Source organism: Flavobacterium sp. B330r (assembly GCF_056824325.1).
Window position 1 is genome coordinate 597,945 of sequence record NZ_CP124860.1, and the last position, 19,134, is coordinate 617,078.

Consider the following 19,134-nt stretch of genomic DNA (forward strand, 5'->3'; position numbering starts at 1 on the left):
ACATAGCTATGTGTGAGAAACTAGTTTCTTTCTTTATTCTTTGTAGATAAGAAAAAACTATGTTTCTATGTGTTTAAAAATATTTCTGTATAAAAAAACTTTGTCAAAGTTTGAAACTTTGACAAAGTTAATAGCTTTAAATTGATTTAAAAGCAATCACAAATGCGATTACGGTTATGATGATTCCGAACATAAAAAAGTTATAGGCAATTCGGAGTAAATTATATTTTCGCTGTAAAACCAATCCTAGATAATACAAATCTTTGATCATGGTTGAGTACAAATAATCACGGTCTTTCATCATTTCATTCATTGCCCAATCGTAATCTTCAAGAGGCATTTTATAGAAATTTCCAAAAAACATTAAATTCACTTTTTTAGCTTCCACATCGTCTCTTGTAAAAAATCCAGAAGTTACTTTTGGACGCGTAGAAAGAATGGCAAAAATAATAGTAATTACACTAGACATCAGCATAATAAAAGTAGGGACAACTAAATGTGCATTTTTTGGACTGTCTAATTTTGGAATAATAGAAGACAAGGCAATCGAAATAATAATCGCATTTACCGACAATAATATATTGGCTTTACTATCTGCAATACCGCTTAGACGAGTATGATTTCCGAGAGTGACACGAAACAGAGTATCAATTCCGCGGTCTGGTTTTTCAGCTTTTTCAGCTTTTTCTTTCTTTTTATTTTCTTCCTCAAGCGCAGCGGCCGCTTTCAATTCCTGCTTATTGATTTTTTTCTGAATCATTAATAGATTTTTTTCTTTCAAAGGTTGCCATTTTCTTAAAGCGTAATCGGTATAAAACCTATGTTTATTCAACAAGAAATTTAAATTTTCTCTTGTCCATTCGGCATTAGAAAAACTAACTATTCCTGCATTTTTCAATTCCAGACGCAATAATTCGCAAGTTGTAGCATATTCCGCTCCCATTAAATGCGCGTAATCTGCATCTCTTATAATTTTTTCTAAATGCGTTTTAGGCTCATATTCTTTAACTGTAGCTAAAATTAAACTTGAAACAAGCGAAATAAATTCCTCCGATTTTCCTTTTTTACGCAAAAAATCTGCTGCAATTTCAGTGCTTTTCTGCTCATGATTTTCATATCCTTCTATATATCCAGTATCGTGAAACCATGCAGCAACCAAAAGTGCCTCTTTGTCCTCACCTTCTACATCTTCTTTTTTGCATAGTTCTTTTACCGCTGTAACTACTGTGAAAGTATGGTTAAAATTATGGTAAGAATATAAATTAGAAAGTTTATCTTTGAGTAAATTACCGACAAAATCTTCGGATTGTTCTATTAGATTCATAAAGAATATTTTTATACCACTAAATTATGAAATTGTTTTTGGATAATCATTTTATTGCCAAGATTAAAAACTTTTCTTTGGCAATTATGGCCCTATTCATCGTTTACTCTTGTTCTACGCGCAAACCGCAGTACGGGAAAAACGTTAGTGCCAACGAAACAGAAAACGCAACTGACACTATAAAAATTGCACATACATTTTTTCTTGTTGGAGATGCTGGAAATGCCGATGAAGAACAAGCGCAACAAACGCTCGAACTTTTGCATCAAAAACTGAAAAAAGCAAATAAAAAATCGACACTTCTTTTCTTGGGAGATAACATTTACCCCAAAGGTTTTCCGGGTAACAAAAACCCTGAAGACAAGGCTTTAGCAGAAACTAAACTGACGAATCAATTAAAATTAACGGAAGGTTTTAAAGGAAGAACAATCGTAATTCCTGGAAATCATGATTGGTACAGTGGAATTAAAGGTTTAGAACGTCAAGCCGATTTTGTCACGAAATATTTGAATGACAAAAAAGGATTTCTTCCAAGAAAATCATGCCCGATTGAAGATGTAAAAATTGATAGCGTTACTACTTTGATAGCTGTTGATAGTGAATGGTTTTTGGAAGATTGGAACGATCACCCAACCATAAATGATAATTGTGAAATAAAAACTAGAGAAGCATTTTTTGAAGAATTAGAAAGCCTTTTAAACAAAAATCAAGAAAAGACAGTTGTCTTAGCTATTCATCATCCATTATTAAGCAACGGAACCCATGGCGGACAATTTTCATTAGAAAAACAATTATTCCCTCTAGAACAAAAAATTCCGCTTCCGGTAATTGGCTCTTTTATTAATTTAGTTCGAAAAACATCTGGAGTTAGTCCGCAGGATATTCAAAATAAGCAATATACTATTTATGCTAAAAGAATAAAAACGCTTTTGCAAAAGCAGAAAAATGTCATTGTAGTTTCTGGACACGATCACAATCTGCAATATATCAGCAAAGAAAACATTCAGCAGATCATTAGTGGTGCAGGATCAAAATCGGAAGCAGCAAGAGCCATTAATCCTTACGATTTTTCATATGGAGGAAATGGTTATGCGGTCTTAACAATGTTTAAAAGTGGCGATGCTAAGGTCTCGTATTATGGAAATGAAAACAATAAAGAGAAGCTACTTTTTGAACGCGAAATTATAAAAGCCAAAGAAATTAACTGGGCTTCAGATATTCCGAATAAATTTCCTGCTACGGTGACCACTTCGATTTATTCTCCAAAAATGACTCAAAAAGGTGTGTTTCACAGATTTTTATTTGGACAACATTACAGAAAATATTACAGTATGCCAATTGAAGCCACAACAGCAACGGTTGATACTTTAAAAGGTGGCTTGAAACCAATTCGCGAAGGCGGCGGACATCAATCGGTTTCCTTAAGAATGTCTGATTCTCAAGGACGTGAATATGTAATGCGTGCAATGAAAAAAAGTGCCACAGTATTTTTACAATCAGTAGCTTTTAAAGATCAATATGTGGTAAATGATTTTCAAAAAACATACGCAGAAGATTTCTTATTTGATTTTTATACGACTTCTCACCCTTATTCTTCTTTTGCAATTGGGAGCATGTCTGATCAAATTGGTTTGAGACATACCAATCCGATTTTATATTATATCCCGAAACAAAATGGTTTGGGTGAGTTTAATGCCAGTTTTGGAGATCAGTTATATATGGTAGAAGAAAGACCGGCTGACAATCATTTGGACGGAAAAAATTTCGGCAAACCAAGCAACATCATTGGAACTGATGATATGATGCTTAATCTTCATAAAGATGAAAAATATGGCGTTGATGAAAAAGAATATATAAAAGCACGTTTATTTGATATCCTTCTAGGAGATTGGGACAGACACAGCGATCAATGGCGTTGGGCTGAATATAAAGAAGATGGAAAAGTAATTTATAGACCAATTCCGAGAGATCGTGATCAGGCTTTTGTAAAATACGATGGCGCTTTGCTTTCGCTTATCATGAATATGCCTCCGCTTCGTCATATGCGTTCTTTTAAAGGTGACAGAATCAATGTAAAATGGCTAGGAAGAGAACCTTATCCGATGGATTTGGCATTTCTAAAAACTGCTCAAGAAAAAGATTGGGTTGAACAGGCCAAATACATTCAGGAAAGCTTGACAGATGCTGATATTGATGAGGCTTTCAAAAATATGCCTAAAGAAGTTCAGGATGAAACGGTCGATGAAATAAAAGCAAAACTAAAAAGCAGAAAAAGAGATCTTCAAAAGTATGCTCGCAGATATTCTGATGTTTTAAGCAAAACCGTTATGATTGCTGGAACAGACAAAAAAGACAAATTTGTTTTAAACCATAATGTAAAAAAAGGAATTGAAATTCAGGTTTTCAGAATTAAAAAAGAAGGCGATGAATTGCTTTACACTAAAAATGTAACAGATGATAAAACAAAAAATCTTTGGATTTACGGACTAGACGATAATGATGTTTTTGAAGTTAAGGGGGAAGAAAAATCAAGCATTAAAATTCGTTTGATTGGAGGTCAAAACAATGACACTTATAACATTGAAAATGGTAGAAAAGTGATTGTTTACGATTTCAAGTCAAAAGAAAACACTTATAACTTAGATTCAAAGGCACAAACGCAACTGACAGATGACTATGATGTTAATTTGTATAACTACGAAAAACCTAAGTACAATGTAATTGCAGGACTTCCGAACATTGGATATAATCCTGATGATGGTGTGAAAATGGGCGTAAACTTAAATTATACAGTCAATAATTTTAAACAAAATCCTTACACGCAAAGACATATTTTTAATGCTTTTTACTATTTCGCTACCGGTGGTTTAGAATTTAATTATGCAGCACATTTCCCAGGTTTATTAGGAAAATGGGTTATAGATGTGGAATCTTTATATACGACTCCAAACTTTGCCATGAACTATTTTGGTTATGGAAATGAATCGAAATACGATGACGATCTAGGAATGGATTACAATCGTGTCCGAATCAGAAAATTTAATGCTTCTACAGCCATAAGACACGTTGGAAGATATGGAAGCGAATTTAGCATACAGCCCATTTTTCAGAGAATGACTGTTGAAGAAACCGAAAACCGATATATTAATATTCCTGGAATCGTAAATCCTGATGTATTTAATAGTCAGAATTTCGGAAGTTTAAAGGTTAAATACCTTTTTAAAAATTCAGATTTTGCTGCAAAACCAACTTTAGGTATGGCCTTTATGGTTGCTGCCACTTGGACAACGAATTTGGATGATACTAAGAAAAATTTTCCTACTCTGGAGAGTTTCTTAGGTTTTACACACAAGATTGATCACAACGGAAAATTGATATTGGCTACTTACGTAAAAGGAAAGGCTATTTTCAATAATAATTACGAATTCTATCAAGGTGCTTCTCTTGGTGGTGATACCGATTTACGAGGTTTTAGAAATGAGCGTTTCTTAGGAAGTTCGTATTTCTCTCAAAGTTCAGATTTACGCTTAAGTATTGGAAAAATCCGTAAAACGATCGTTCCTTTTACTTATGGAATTTTAGGTGGTTTCGACTACGGAAGAGTTTGGCTTGATGGCGAAGATTCTAAAAAATGGCACCACGATTACGGCGGCGGACTTTGGCTGAATGCCATAAATGTTATCACAGCCAGAATTTCTTATTTTAAATCTCCTGACGAAATTGGAAGGGTGATTTTTGGAGCGGCATATAGCTTTTAAAAAAGATGCTAAGGTTTTGAGATGCTAAGGTTCTAAGTTTTTTAGCTCTGAGTTTAAAAAAAATAGCCACGAATTCACGAATTTTAATTAAAGTATTCGTGGCTAACTTTTTTTCGAAAAACTTAGAACCTTAGTATCTTAGCATCTCAGAATCTTAGAATCTTAGAGTCTAAACTCATAAACATTCCCTCCTATTTTATTTGTTTTTTCGTCGGCGATTAATAAAGTATTGTTGTCTTTAAAAACGATGGCTTCTTTTTGCGAGAAGTGATTTAGATTGAGTTCTGTATGAGTCCCTTTATGGAATAAATCTCCTTTAAAATCTTTAAATAAAAGTACTTTATCATGACTTAATAAAGCCACTTTTTTCCCGTCTGGACTTATTGTTGCGCTTGTCAGCACGCAATGATTGTAATTGCTGCACGTTTTAAATTCGCCTATTTTTACGGCTTTCTGAGTTCCTGTAGCATTTTTTATTTTATAGATAAAAGCCGTTCCGTCAAAACCTTTACTTCTGTTTTTGGTAAATAGATAAAAATAACCTCCATGTTCAAAGAAACCTTCAACGTCGTAGAACATTTCTTTTTTCTTTGGCGGAAATTCTTTTTGTTCTGGATAGGAGAATGAAATTTTATATTCGGCTTTGGCCAAATCATTATTCAATTGATTTTTTGCGACTTTATAAATACACAAATCTCTTCTTTCGTTATCATTGTTTCCGAAATCTCCGATATAAATATTCCCAGATTTGTCTTTTGTAATATCTTCCCAATCGACATTTGTAGCGTTAGAAATCGTGATTGTTTTAGCCAATTTTCCTTTAGAATCAAGGGCGTAAATAGCATTTTTATTTCCGCTATCTTCTAAAGTGTAAAGCAAATTACTTTCAGGAAAATAAGTAATTCCCGAAACTTCTTTTAATTTTTTCGGAAGTGTATAAAGTTCTTTTAATTTGCTATCTGACTGCTGTTGACACGCCAATAAAACTATAGAAACGGCTACTAAAAAAGATTTTTTCATAATATTATTTTTTATTTTTTTTGTCATCCTGAAGAACGAAGGGATCACACGAGTAATTCTAAACTAAGTTAGTGTTTTTAAAATTACGTGTAATAAATTCAAACGCGGCTTGCATAACGTGTCCCATCGATTTTGCATTTTTAAATTTCATATCGTTTGTATAACGATACAATTCCATTTTTAACTGCGTCAGATGTTCATGCGTCGAAATGGTATCGTGACACATTATATTCAGTAATTTTTTTATTCTGGTTTCGGCAGAATGAATACGTTTTGCTAAAATCGCTCTTTCCTCATCTTTATACTGAATAATGGAACGTTCTTCTAATTTCTCTTTAATCAACTGGATCATTGGGAAATTTTCTTTAAAAAACTGTGGGCGATAAACTTTAAAATTCCCTTCGTAACATTGCTGATCAAAATCGATTGGACGAATTTTATAAACAACCTGATCAAAATCGTGAATTGGAACAATTACATAATTGTAAGCGCGCATATCTCCCAAAAGACGAATCATACAGCGTTCGTTAAATTTTACAAATTCTTTTGCAATCTGCGCTTTTTCCATTTCGCTACATTTATCCAAAAGTGTATCCATAAAAACATCGCCTGGAATTCCGATAATATGCTCTTCGATCAAGGTGTCTTTATATACCAAAAAATTGATTTTATCTGGCGAAAGAATATCTTCCAATTCTAATCCGTAAATACGTGAAGCATCTGCTTTTTTGATGTAAAAATGAACATAGTTGTCATTGAGAATATTTCGAACTTTAATTCTAAAAGGCTTCGAATTTCCGAAAGTGCAATAATCAATTGCATCGACATTCAGAAATTGAATGATTTCGCTATTTCCATCAGAATGCAGAAGCGAATATATTTTTTTTAGATTTAAATCAATTTCATTGCGCTCAAATTCACCATAATACACCCGAATCCAGAGCGTATCATTATCGTATTTGTCATAAACATTTATAGAACCCGAAAAACGAAGCAAGTCATCATAAAACACAGAAACTTTAGAAATACGCTCATATCGTTCTAAATAGCTTAAAAGTGGCTGTGTTAAAGGGTAAGACGGTTTTTTTAAAACCATTAAAGGCTCGCTCATTTTGAATATCTTTATTACAAATTTACATCAATACGATTTAAAGTTAGAGTTTAAAGTAACAAAAATCAACTTGACTCGTCATACTAAAAACTAAAACCAGAAAAATTTGGAAACCATATTAACCATTGAGAATTTAAGTAAAAGATACGGCCGAATTCAGGCTTTGAAAAATGTATCTTTTCAAATACAAAAAGGTCGAGTTTATGGCATTCTAGGGCCAAACGGCAGCGGAAAATCGACTACATTAGGAATTGTTTTAAATGTTGTTAATAAGTCTTCTGGCAATTATCGCTGGTTTGATGGCAATGTAGAAACGCATGATGCTTTAAAAAAAGTGGGTGCAATTATAGAAAGGCCCAATTTTTATCCGTACATGACGGCCGAGCAAAACCTCCAATTGGTTTGCAAAATCAAAAATATAAACTATTCTAAAGTTAATGAAAAACTGGAATTAGTAGGTTTAATCGAAAGAAAAGACAGCAAATTCAGCACTTTTTCTTTAGGAATGAAACAGCGTCTGGCAATTGCATCGGCACTTTTAAACGATCCTGAAATTTTAATTTTAGATGAACCAACGAACGGACTAGATCCTCAGGGAATTCATCAGATTCGAGATATCATTAAAAAAATTGCATCGCAAGGAACTACTATTTTATTGGCCTCTCATTTATTGGACGAAGTAGAAAAAGTTTGCTCGCAAGTAATTGTTTTAAGAAAAGGCGAAGTTTTATATTCTGGCCCTGTTGACGGAATGTCTTCTAACGAAGGTTTCTTTGAATTGCAAGCCGAAGATAATTTAGTTTTAAAAACGGTTTTATCAGAACATCCTGCTATTGATAGAATTACTGAAGAAGAGGGGAAAATTTTAGTTTACTTAAATTCTAACTTATCTGCCTCAGAGTTAAACCAATTTTTATTTTCTAAAAACATTGTTTTAAGCCATTTAGTAAAACGTAAAAACAGTTTAGAAGCTCAATTTTTAGAATTAACCAAAAACGCCATCGCTCAAAAAAACTAAACCATGAAAAGACTTCTCTCTATAGAACTTCAAAAAATCTGGATGAACAAAGCCAGCCGTATATTAACCTTAACTTACTTTGTATTACTTTCTTTTATAGCCTTAATCGCTGCAATAAAATTTGATATAGGCCCTTTCAAATTTCATTTGGCAGAAATGGGAATCTTCAATTTTCCTTTTATCTGGCATTTCAATACGTATGTTGCTGCGTGGCTTAAATTCTTTTTAGCTATTGTAATTGTTTCTATGATGGCGAATGAATATAGCTACGGAACTTTAAAACAAAATCTAATTGATGGTTTAAGCAAAAAAGAATTTATTTTATCCAAGTTTTTAACTGTAGTTTTATTTGCTTTTGGATCTACGGTTTTCGTTTTTGTTATGAGCTTGCTTCTAGGATTCTCTTTTTCATCTTATACCGAATTTGGAATTATTTTTTCTGACTTAGATTATCTTTTAGCCTTTTTTGTAAAGTTGACCGGATTTTTTTCGTTCTGTTTGTTTTTAGGAATTTTAGTAAAACGTTCTGCTTTCGCCCTTGGTTTTCTATTAGTTTGGAGCATCATTGAAGCAATTATAAGAGGCACTTTAGCTTTTAAAATTTTCCCAAACAGCGATACTGATGAAAAAATCACGCAGTTTTTACCTTTAGAATCAATGTCAAATCTAATCGTTAATCCTGGACCAAGATTATCGGTAATTAAAAATATTGGCACTCAAATGGGAATCGAAACAGAAGGCAATTTCAATGTAGATTATACTGCTGTTTTAATCGTTTTAGCTTGGACTTTTGTATTTATATATTTTTCTTACAAACTATTAAAAAATAGAGATTTGTAGTATATTTGCTACTATGAGTCAACTAAGAACATTTCTAATTCTAATTTTGTGCTGTTTTTTCCATAAAATCAGTGGGCAGAATATTTCTGTAACTGATACAGCAACTCCAACAGATTTAATTCAAAATGTTTTAATAAATAGTTCTTGTATTGATGTAGAAAGTGTAACGGCATCAGGAAACCCGAATCTAAGTGGACAGAGTTACGGTTCCTTTACAGCTGGTGCCAATTTTCCTTTTTCAGGAGGAATTGTTTTGGCTACTTCGCCTAGCAAAAATGCAGAAGGACCGTTTTACAAACAAGATTCCAAAGGAGTAAGGATTTTAGGTTGGAATGGTGACGCAGATCTTAATGAAGCTTTAGGAATTACAAATAGCACGCAAGCAACACTTATAGAATTTGATTTTACAGCGCAGACCAATTCAATAAGCTTCAATTATATTTTTGCTTCGAATGAATATCAAACTAATTTTCCTTGCACTTATTCAGATGGATTTGCTTTCTTAATTAAAGAAGTCGGAAGTTCTGAAGAATATAAAAATCTTGCCGTTCTACCTAATTCAACTACGGCAGTGTCAGCTACAACGGTTCATCCTAAAATTGAAACCGTAAATGACAATTATGGACAGCCTTTAGAAGGATGTGAAGCTTTAAACGAAAACTACTTTAATGGTTATAATGCAAATGGAAGCCCCATCAATTATGCAGGGCAAACTATTGTAATGAATGCCTCTACAAGTGTAATTCCGAACAGAACATACCATCTAAAATTGGTCGTTGCCGATGATGCAACCAGACAATACAACTCTGCTGTTTTTATAGAAGCGGGCAGTTTTGTAACTAAAATAAATTTTGGAGAAAACAGAACTGTAGCCTATAACAATCCTGTTTGTTATGGCGAAACTTATGTTTTGAACACCAACTTGAGTGCTACAGGCTATACTTTTAAATGGTTTAAAAAAGATGCGTCTAACACTTATTCTGAACTTCCAGGTGTTACATCTCCTTCTTACAACGTAACATCATCGGGAACGTATAAAGTGGAGGCAACCTTGGGCAATACAACTTGTGTTTCTGTTGGAGAAATCACTGTTGAATTTGCTCCCGAAATCCCATCTACGGATACTTCTTTGCTTCAATGTGATGATGATACTGATGGTATTTCAATTTTTGATTTGACTAAAGCTGGCAATTTCATCAAAAACAATGATTCTCAAATTATTAATCAGGGATATTATGAAACTTTGGCAGATGCTCAAGCAAAAACAAATCCAATTTCAAATCCGGAACGATACACCAATAAAGGCGCAGATCAAATTATTTTTGCCCGAATTGAAAACACGTTTGGCTGTAGTAAAATAGCTGAAATTACACTAAACATCTCTAATTCTACTATTCCAGACCAATCTCCAGTAGAAACTTGCGATGGAGACAATATGCAAGACGGTTTGTATCAATTTGATTTAAATGCAGAAGTGACTCCTCAAATTTTAACAGGTTTACCTACAGGCTTGGCAATTAATTATTTTTTAACTGCTTCTGATGCCCTTACCGAAACCAATCTGCTGCCTAATATTTTCAAAAATACAACTCCAAACAGCCAGACGATTTATGCTCGTGTTGTAAATGGTCCAAGTTGTTACGATATTACTTCAATAGAATTAATTGTACACACATTTGATCCTCCTAATTTTGAAGATGAAACGCATTATTTATGTAAAGGAGATGAAATGACGCTAACCGTTGCAACTGGCTTTAGCAGTTATACATGGTCTAATGGAAGCAGTACAAATTCTACCTTAATTAATAGCGCTGGTGATTATTCGGTAACTGTAAAAGATGCGAATGGTTGCGAAAAAACTAAAAAATTTAAAATAATTTTATCTGAACCCGCTTTAATTACTGGAGCAGATGTAAAAGATTTTTCTGGAACTGACAATACTATTCAAGTTCAGTACACGGGTGTTGGAAATTATGAATTTTCTCTAGACGGAACTGTTTTTCAAGATAGCCCTACTTTCACACAAGTAAACCCAGGTATATATAATGTAAAGGCTCGGGACAAAAATGGCTGTGGTTTGTCGAATTCTTTTTTAGTATATGTTTTGGATTATCCGCGTTTCTTTACTCCAAATGGAGACGGATTCAATGATTTATGGGTTATTAAAAATATTGATCAAATGCCAGATTACACCATTTCTATTTTTGATCGTTACGGAAATCTGCTAAAACAAATGAATCAAAATGGAGCTGGCTGGAACGGAATTTTTAACGGGAGACAAATGCCTTCAGACGATTATTGGTTTACGCTCTTTTTTTCTAATGGAAAAAATGTCAAAGGACACTTTAGCCTGAAAAGGTAATATCTTAAATTCTTTCTTTTTTAACATCAATACCTATTTAGCTATTTAATTTAACATCCTTGAAAATAAATTCAACAAAAAACAAAAAACAGCCAACCAACAACAGTTCAGTATTTTAAGATTTCAATTACATTATTCTTACTTTTACATCTTACTTTATTAAGATGAATCGAGTTAAAATATTTCTGTTCCTTTTAATTATCTCCTTAAACCTTTACGGACAAAATGACTGTAAAGATGCTATTTTTGTTTGTGGCAATTCGGGTTTTCAAGGCATAAGTGCTACAGGTGCGGGTCAAATTGCGGAATATTCTCCTTCAGAAGGCAGCTGTTTTTCAGCTGAAAATAACAGCTTATGGCTAAAACTCTATATTAAAACATCTGGAACTTTAGGCTTTATACTAAGACCAGAGAACACTAGTTTAGATGTAGACTTTGATTTTCTCGTATTTGGGCCTACTGCAACATGTAATTCGTTAGGACAATCCATACGGTGCTCATCAACAAATCCCGCTTTGGCTAAACTCCAAAATAACACAACAGGAATGACGGGTCAAGATTATGACACTAGTGAAGGGCCTGGAGAAAAAGGAAATGGCTTTGTAAGTTGGCTTACAGTTACTGCAGGTCAAAGCTATTACATTGTTATTGACAGGTTTTCAGGAAACACTAATTTTTCAATACAATGGACAGGAACCGCAACTTTTGATGATCCTCCACGAATAAACCTTCAACCTTACTCAGATGTACTAGATTTAGAAAAAGTAGACTATAGTGGCGAAACTAATCCCTCTGTAAGTTTTGATCTAACAAAAAATACATCTATTATAGTAGATAATCAAACCGATATGGCTGTTACCTACCATACTACCTCTAATGATGCTATATTAAATTTAAATGCAATCCAAAATCCAGCAGATTTTAAAAATACTACAAGTCCGCAAACCCTTTATCCCCGAATAACCAACACTAAAACGGGCTGTTACAATTGGATCTCATTTAACATCAAAGTAAGCGATAAATTAAACTTCCCAAAAACAACTATAAATATATGCGACGATCAAGATTCTAATTCAACCGATGGAAAAGCTCAAATTAATTTAGACGACATAACCGCAAGTATTTTTGAGAATCAAAATCTACAGAATCTAACCCTAAAATATTATTTATCCAGAAATGATGCTGAAACAGAAACTAATCCGCTATCAGGTACATTTTCTAATAGCATACCTTTTCAGCAATCTATTTTTATAAAAGCTTCAAATAAAACCGCAAGTGTTGCAATACAAGAAATTAAAGTCTTTATAAATCCTCTTCCTGAGATAAAAAGTGCAATTTTAGTACAATGCGACACTGATCCAAATAGCAATGGTTTAGTTTTGTTTAATTTAAAAGAAGCTAACTCTGTATTAACCAACAACAATCCAGATCTTGAAACTTCATTCTTTTTAGGTAATAATGATGCCTTAAACAATCTTAATGTACTTAATACTGAGTTTAAAAACACGAGTAATCCTCAACAACTATTCGCTCGCGTTACGAATTCAAAAACAAAGTGCTTTAGCATAAGCAACTTAACTTTAAAAACAAATATAATTCCAGAATCAACCTTCAATATTGATCCAGTTTGTGACGATGATGGCATAGAAGATGGATTTCATTTATTGGACTTAACCAAATCCAACATTCCTCTTACTGGTTCTCAAAATATAGCCTATTTCTCAACCGAAAATGATGCCTTGTTAGAACAGAATTCGATTTTAAATCCAACAGCTTATCAAAATGAAATACCTTATGATCAATTTATTTTTGCACGAATTGAAGAAGGAAATGACTGTTATGGAATCAGTAAAATAAAACTACATATTAATAAACTGCCAAACATTGAAACAAGTGCAGTTACGAATATTTGCGAAAACCTTCCGTTCTATAAAGCACATTTAGATGCTGGAATAATAGAACTTTCTACCATAAATAATTTTATTTATTCCTGGTTCAAAGATGGTGTAAAAGTACCTGATGCCACTTCTTATTCACTAGATGTTAATGAAAGCGGAACGTATACTGCCAATATAACAAACAGCAACAACTGTACAAAAACCAGAACAATAGAAGTTTCTGGATCTAATACCGCAAACATCGAGAGTATAGATGTCGTAGATCTAATAGATGGCTCTTCCAATAAAATAACAATAATTGTATCTGGAAAAGGCGATTACGAATATAGTTTAAACGCGCCATATGGACCTTTTCAAGACTCCAACACATTTGATAATCTCAGCGCTGGCATATATGAGGTATATGTAAACGACAAAAAAAATTGTGGCGTTGTGCATAAAACCGCGGCTGTTGTTGGGGCACCAAAATTTTTTACGCCAAACGATGACGGATACAATGATTACTGGAATATTGTAGGTTTAAATACTACCGAAAACAGAAATGCCACTATTTACATCTTTGATCGATATGGAAAACTTATAAAACAAATTCATCCTTTTGACTTAGGATGGGATGGAACTTTTGCCAACAATCCACTTCCATCTGATGATTATTGGTACACCTTAAAATTAGCAGATAATCGAGAAGCAAAAGGGCATTTTAGTTTAAAAAGATAATATTTAAAATTCCAACTTTTTTAAATTCCAAAATCCAAAAAAAATACAAATCCAAAAATTGCAAACAAAAAAAATCCCAAACTCCAGAATTGGAATTTGGGATTTTATATTGAAATTTAAAATATAATTAGATTTTAAATCTTTTTCTATCAGTTTCTGTCAAATAGATTTTTCTCAAACGAATAGATTTTGGTGTAACCTCTACATATTCATCTTTTTGAATGTACTCTAAAGCTTCTTCAAGAGAGAAAATAATCGGAGGAATAATTCTCGCTTTTTCATCAGCTCCAGACGAACGAACGTTAGATTGTTTTTTCTCTTTAGTTACGTTCACACACATATCATCGCTACGAGAGTTTTCACCAATTACTTGTCCTTCGTAAATTTCAGCATTTGGTTCAACGAAAAACTTACCACGATCTTGTAATTTATCGATAGAATAAGGAATCGCTTTTCCTTTTTCCATAGAAATTAATGACCCTTTGTTACGTCCAGAAATTTCTCCTTTGTAAGGCTCATATCCAATGAAACGGTGAGACATAATAGCTTCACCAGCTGTAGCAGTAAGTAATTGGTTACGTAATCCAATAATTCCACGTGATGGAATATTAAATTTGATGATCATACGTTCACCTTTAGTTTCCATACTTAACATTTCACCTTTACGAACTGTTACGAACTCAACCGCTCTACCTGAAAGATTTTCTGGCAAGTCGATTGTTAATTCTTCAATTGGCTCACATTTCACACCATCAACTTCTTTGATGATAACTTGTGGCTGACCAATTTGCAACTCATAACCTTCTCTTCTCATTGTTTCAATAAGAACAGATAAGTGAAGTACACCACGGCCAAAAACCATAAATTTATCAGCAGAATCAGTTTCACCTAACTTCATAGCTAAGTTTTTCTCTAATTCTTTTGTCAATCTTTCTCTAATATGACGAGAAGTTACAAATTTACCTTCTTTACCAAAGAAAGGTGAGTCATTGATCGTAAACAACATACTCATTGTAGGCTCATCAATAGCAATAGAAGCTAAACCTTCAGGATTTTCATGATCTGCAATAGTGTCACCAATTTCAAAACCTTCAACACCAACTACAGCACAAATATCACCTGCAATTACTTCTGCCACTTTTTTACGTCCAAGACCTTCAAAAGTGTGTAATTCTTTGATTCTCGATTTTGTTACAGAACCATCTCTTTTTACTAAAGATATTGGCATACCTTCTTTTAATACACCTCTTTCAAGACGACCGATAGCGATACGACCTGTAAATGCAGAGAAATCTAAAGATGTGATCAACATTTGTGGAGTTCCTTCAGAAACTTTAGGAGCTGGAACATTAGCAATTACCATATCTAGTAAAGGCTCGATGTTTTCTGTTTGGTTTTTCCAATCATCAGACATCCAGTTGTTTTTAGCAGAACCATAAACAGTTGGGAAATCCAATTGCTCTTCAGTAGCACCTAATTCAAACATCAAATCAAAAACTTTTTCGTGAACTTCTTCAGGAGTACAGTTTTCTTTGTCAACTTTATTAATAACAACACAAGGTTTCAAACCTAAGTCAATAGCTTTTTGTAATACAAAACGAGTTTGCGGCATAGGACCTTCAAAAGCATCCACTAGCAAACATACACCATCGGCCATGTTCAATACACGTTCTACTTCACCTCCAAAATCCGCGTGGCCAGGAGTGTCAATAATATTGATTTTTGTTCCTTTGTACTGAACAGAAACGTTTTTAGAAGTAATAGTAATACCTCTCTCACGCTCTAAATCGTTATTATCAAGAATTAAATCACCTGTATTTTCGTTGTCACGAAATAATTGACAGTGATACATAATTTTATCAACCAAAGTGGTTTTACCGTGATCGACGTGGGCAATAATTGCAATATTTCTAATAGATTCCATTTGTGATTTTTAATGGGCGCAAAGGTACACTTTATTTTTTAAAAAAAAATGTTTATACCATAGTTTGCGTATATACAATCAATTAGTTAATATAAATCCTAAAAATATCGGTTTCAAAATGACATTAACATACGTTTAGTTATAGTTAATTTAACTATATTTGAAGTGATGAAAAGTAAAACTCTCCAAATTACTCTTATTTATACCATCATCTCGATAATTATGGCGGTCCTATGTCATAAATTACTCATAACCTACTTTTCCTCATCAGAATATCTATATCTATCCTTAGTAAAAGACGTTATATTTATTCTAATTACAGTATTGGTTTTTAGCTTTATCCTTTCAAAAAACGAAAAAAGAAACATAACCATTTTTGAAAAGTTAAACAAAACCAACGAAGAAATAAAAGAATCTAATGAGAAATATGACATTGTAGCAAAAGCGACAAGCGATACTATTTGGGATTGGAAAATTCAAGAGGACAGTATTAATTGGAATAAAGGAATTGAAGGTGTTTTTGGTTATGACCCAAAAGAAGTAGGAAAAACTTCTAAATGGTGGTTTGACAAAATTCACCCAGAAGACAGTATCCGAATGTCAATAAAACTATATTCTTTTATAGAGCAAAAAACTGAAAAATGGCAAGATCAATACCGTTTTAGATGCGCAGACGGATCCTACAAATATGTTTTGGATAGAGGTTTTTTATTAAAAGATGAAAACGGAAGAGCCATCAGAATGATTGGAGCCATTCAAGATATTACAAAACAAAAGGAAGAAGAACAGCGATTAAAACTTTTAGAAACCGTAATTACACAATCTAAAGATTCTATTTTAATTACCGAAGCCAATTCTTCTGAAAGAAAAATACCAAAAATAGTATATGTAAATCCAGCATTTTCTCAAATGTCGGGTTATCAGTCAAATGAAATTATCGGAAAATCGCCGAACATTTTTAAAGGACCAAAATCGGATTCTGATGAATTAAAAAAACTTCTGAGAGCCATAAAAAATGAAGAGGAATGTTTAATCGAAACCATTACATACACTAAAAGCAAAGAAGAATATTGGGTACGCTTTTCTATGATTCCTATTTTTAATAACGAAGGCGTTATCTCGCATTGGATTTCGATACAAAGAGATATTACAGATGAGAAAAAACTAGAAACAGAAAAAGAACATCTTATTCGAGAATTAACACAAAACAATAAAGACTTAAAACAGTTTTCTTACATCACATCGCACAACCTTAGAGCTCCACTTTCTAACTTAATCGGACTATTAAATTTAATAGAAGATATTCCGATCGAAAATGAAGAGCTAGAAGAAATATTAGCTGGATTTACAAAATCGACTCATTTACTAAACGAAACCATCAATGATTTAGTAAAGGTTATTATTATAAAAGACAATCCTTCGATGCAAAAAGAGGAAGTGTCTCTAAAAGAAGTTTTTGAAAATGTATTCAGCCAGCTTTCATTTCAGATTGAATTACACAAACCTATAATTAAGCTTAAATTTGATAAAGTCCCTGAACTCATTACCAATAAAGCCTATATAGAAAGCATTCTATTAAATCTGCTTACTAATTCTATAAAATACAAATCGGAAAATAGAAAATTAAAAATATCAATAATAGCAGAACAAATAGAACAAAAAACAATCTTAACCTTTAAAGACAACGGAATCGGAATTGACTTAGAAAGAAATCGCGACAAAGTATTTGGGCTTTATCAAAGATTCCACAATTATCCCGACAGCAAAGGATTAGGATTATACCTTGTAAAATCGCAGGTAGAAACCATGGGAGGAACAATCTCTATCGAAAGCGAAGTCAATAAAGGAACCACATTTACAATAACATTTAAAAATTAATTATTATGCTTGAGCAGATTTTATGCATCGATGATGACCCTATCACACTGATGCTATGCAAAAAGGTAATTTCAAAATCTTCATTCTCACACGAAGTTATTACAGCTCAAAACGGCGAAGAAGCTCTTCATCATTTTAATGTTTTAAAATACACCAACGATCAAGCTAAGAAAAGACCAGAATTAATTTTTTTAGATTTAAATATGCCAATTATGGGAGGATGGGAATTTCTGGATCATTTCACTTCTTCAGATTACAAAGAATTTAATACCGTTCCAGTAATCGTATTATCTTCCACTATTGATCCCGAAGATCTTGCTAAAGCAAAAAAATATCCCATTATAATAGATTTCCTTTCCAAACCTATTACACAGCCAATGCTGGAATATCTTAAAAAGAAGATTGATTTAGAGTGAAAATTAAAATTCCAATATCTTAAATTCCAAATACCAAAGTCTTCGGTACAAAATCAAATTAAGGTTTATAAAACTCCAATATTTTAAATTTTAAATTTTAAATTCCAAATTCCAATTATTCATAAAGATTGGAATTTGGAATTTATTTTTTATTGGAATTTCATTTACATGCAATTTAAAACAAAAAAAAGTCCTCTGAGAAGAGGACTTTTATATATCTTACAAATTGTATTAATTACAATTTAGCAACGTGTTTCGTTAATTTAGACTTCAAGTTAGAAGCTTTATTATCGTGAATGATGTTCTTTTTAGCTAATTTATCAATCATAGAGATTACAGTTGATAATTTTGCAGTAGCATCAGCTTTATCAGTAGCTAATCTTAACGCTTTAATAGCATTACGAGTAGTTTTATGCTGGTATCTGTTAAGAACTCTTCTTTTTTCGTTACTTCTGATTCTTTTTAATGCTGACTTATGATTTGCCATTTTCTTTTAATTTTAGATGTAATAATTATTATAAATACTAGTTAAAAAAGAAAAACCTCCCACAACTGTAAAACAATCACTTTGGTTTTAACTAATAAAACAAAAACCGAGACACCAATTTTTGTTTTACAAAACTTATTTACAACTAATTTGTAGTCCGTAGGGGAATCGAACCCCTGTTACCAGGATGAAAACCTGGCGTCCTAACCCCTAGACGAACGGACCAATATTCTCCTAAGTTGGAAACTTTTCAATATGTAATATAACTTGTAGTCCGTGGGGGAATCGAACCCCCCTTACCAGGATGAAAACCTGGCGTCCTAACCGATAGACGAACGGACCGCGCTTCTGTATTGCGGATGCAAAGATACATCTATTTTT

12 protein-coding genes and 2 tRNA genes are annotated in these 19,134 nt (G+C 32.9%); 7 read left to right on the forward strand and 7 right to left on the reverse strand.

The genetic code is table 11. The features are described from left to right. Positions 1-136: 136 nt before the first annotated feature. On the reverse strand, positions 137-1,324 hold the full coding sequence (locus QLQ95_RS02655) for a Pycsar system effector family protein (RefSeq protein ID WP_482502508.1): 1,188 nt from the start codon (positions 1,322-1,324) through the stop codon (positions 137-139). Positions 1,325-1,350: 26 nt separating this feature from the next. On the opposite strand from QLQ95_RS02655, the gene QLQ95_RS02660 reads away from it, so the two are divergent. Further along, the gene (locus QLQ95_RS02660; RefSeq protein ID WP_428237654.1) at positions 1,351-5,082 is read left to right on the forward strand and encodes a metallophosphoesterase; all 3,732 of its coding nucleotides are present in this window, start codon (positions 1,351-1,353) and stop codon (positions 5,080-5,082) included. A gap of 162 nt (positions 5,083-5,244) precedes the next feature. Here QLQ95_RS02660 and QLQ95_RS02665 read toward each other — a convergent pair whose 3' ends face one another. Both QLQ95_RS02665 and QLQ95_RS02670 read right to left on the reverse strand, forming a co-directional pair. After that, positions 5,245-6,102, reverse strand: coding sequence for an SdiA-regulated domain-containing protein (locus QLQ95_RS02665; protein ID WP_428237655.1), 858 nt, complete (start codon positions 6,100-6,102; stop codon positions 5,245-5,247). A 58-nt stretch (positions 6,103-6,160) separates the two neighbouring features. Continuing rightward, positions 6,161-7,213, reverse strand: a complete 1,053-nt coding sequence (locus QLQ95_RS02670) for a hypothetical protein (protein ID WP_320492289.1) — start codon at positions 7,211-7,213, stop codon at positions 6,161-6,163. A gap of 106 nt (positions 7,214-7,319) precedes the next feature. Here QLQ95_RS02670 and QLQ95_RS02675 point away from each other — a divergent pair, with 106 nt between their 5' ends. The 4 genes from QLQ95_RS02675 (at position 7,320) to QLQ95_RS02690 (ending at position 14,048) form a co-directional block, all read left to right on the forward strand. Then, entirely contained in the window at positions 7,320-8,231 is a 912-nt protein-coding gene (locus tag QLQ95_RS02675) for an ABC transporter ATP-binding protein (RefSeq protein WP_095931012.1), read from the forward strand. A gap of 3 nt (positions 8,232-8,234) precedes the next feature. Beyond that, a complete protein-coding gene (locus tag QLQ95_RS02680; protein ID WP_428237656.1) occupies positions 8,235-9,071 on the forward strand; it encodes an ABC transporter permease in 837 nt (278 codons plus the stop codon). Between the two features lie 13 nt (positions 9,072-9,084). Next, on the forward strand, positions 9,085-11,433 hold the full coding sequence (locus QLQ95_RS02685; RefSeq protein WP_482502511.1) for a choice-of-anchor L domain-containing protein: 2,349 nt from the start codon (positions 9,085-9,087) through the stop codon (positions 11,431-11,433). Between the two features lie 164 nt (positions 11,434-11,597). After that, a complete protein-coding gene (locus QLQ95_RS02690; RefSeq protein WP_482502513.1) occupies positions 11,598-14,048 on the forward strand; it encodes a T9SS type B sorting domain-containing protein in 2,451 nt (816 codons plus the stop codon). 127 nt (positions 14,049-14,175) lie between these two features. Here the strand turns inward: QLQ95_RS02690 and typA are convergent, their stop codons facing one another. Beyond that, a complete protein-coding gene (gene typA / locus QLQ95_RS02695) occupies positions 14,176-15,972 on the reverse strand; it encodes a translational GTPase TypA (RefSeq protein WP_095931015.1) in 1,797 nt (598 codons plus the stop codon). Between the two features lie 168 nt (positions 15,973-16,140). On the opposite strand from typA, the gene QLQ95_RS02700 reads away from it, so the two are divergent. Together QLQ95_RS02700 and QLQ95_RS02705 are read left to right on the forward strand one after the other, a co-directional pair. Then, the gene (locus tag QLQ95_RS02700; protein ID WP_320492293.1) at positions 16,141-17,850 is read left to right on the forward strand and encodes a PAS domain-containing sensor histidine kinase; all 1,710 of its coding nucleotides are present in this window, start codon (positions 16,141-16,143) and stop codon (positions 17,848-17,850) included. A 5-nt stretch (positions 17,851-17,855) separates the two neighbouring features. Next, positions 17,856-18,266 carry a response regulator gene (locus QLQ95_RS02705; RefSeq protein ID WP_248727859.1) on the forward strand — a complete coding sequence of 137 codons (411 nt, stop codon included), beginning with the start codon at positions 17,856-17,858 and terminating at the stop codon, positions 18,264-18,266. 235 nt (positions 18,267-18,501) lie between these two features. Here QLQ95_RS02705 and rpsT read toward each other — a convergent pair whose 3' ends face one another. The 3 genes from rpsT to QLQ95_RS02720 form a co-directional block, all read right to left on the reverse strand. Next, complete coding sequence (gene rpsT, locus QLQ95_RS02710) at positions 18,502-18,753, reverse strand: 30S ribosomal protein S20 (protein WP_073417115.1); 252 nt, start codon at positions 18,751-18,753, stop codon at positions 18,502-18,504. A 153-nt stretch (positions 18,754-18,906) separates the two neighbouring features. Then, positions 18,907-18,978 (reverse strand) — tRNA-Glu (locus QLQ95_RS02715). A gap of 45 nt (positions 18,979-19,023) precedes the next feature. Further along, positions 19,024-19,095, reverse strand: a tRNA-Glu gene (locus tag QLQ95_RS02720). Positions 19,096-19,134 lie beyond the last annotated feature (39 nt).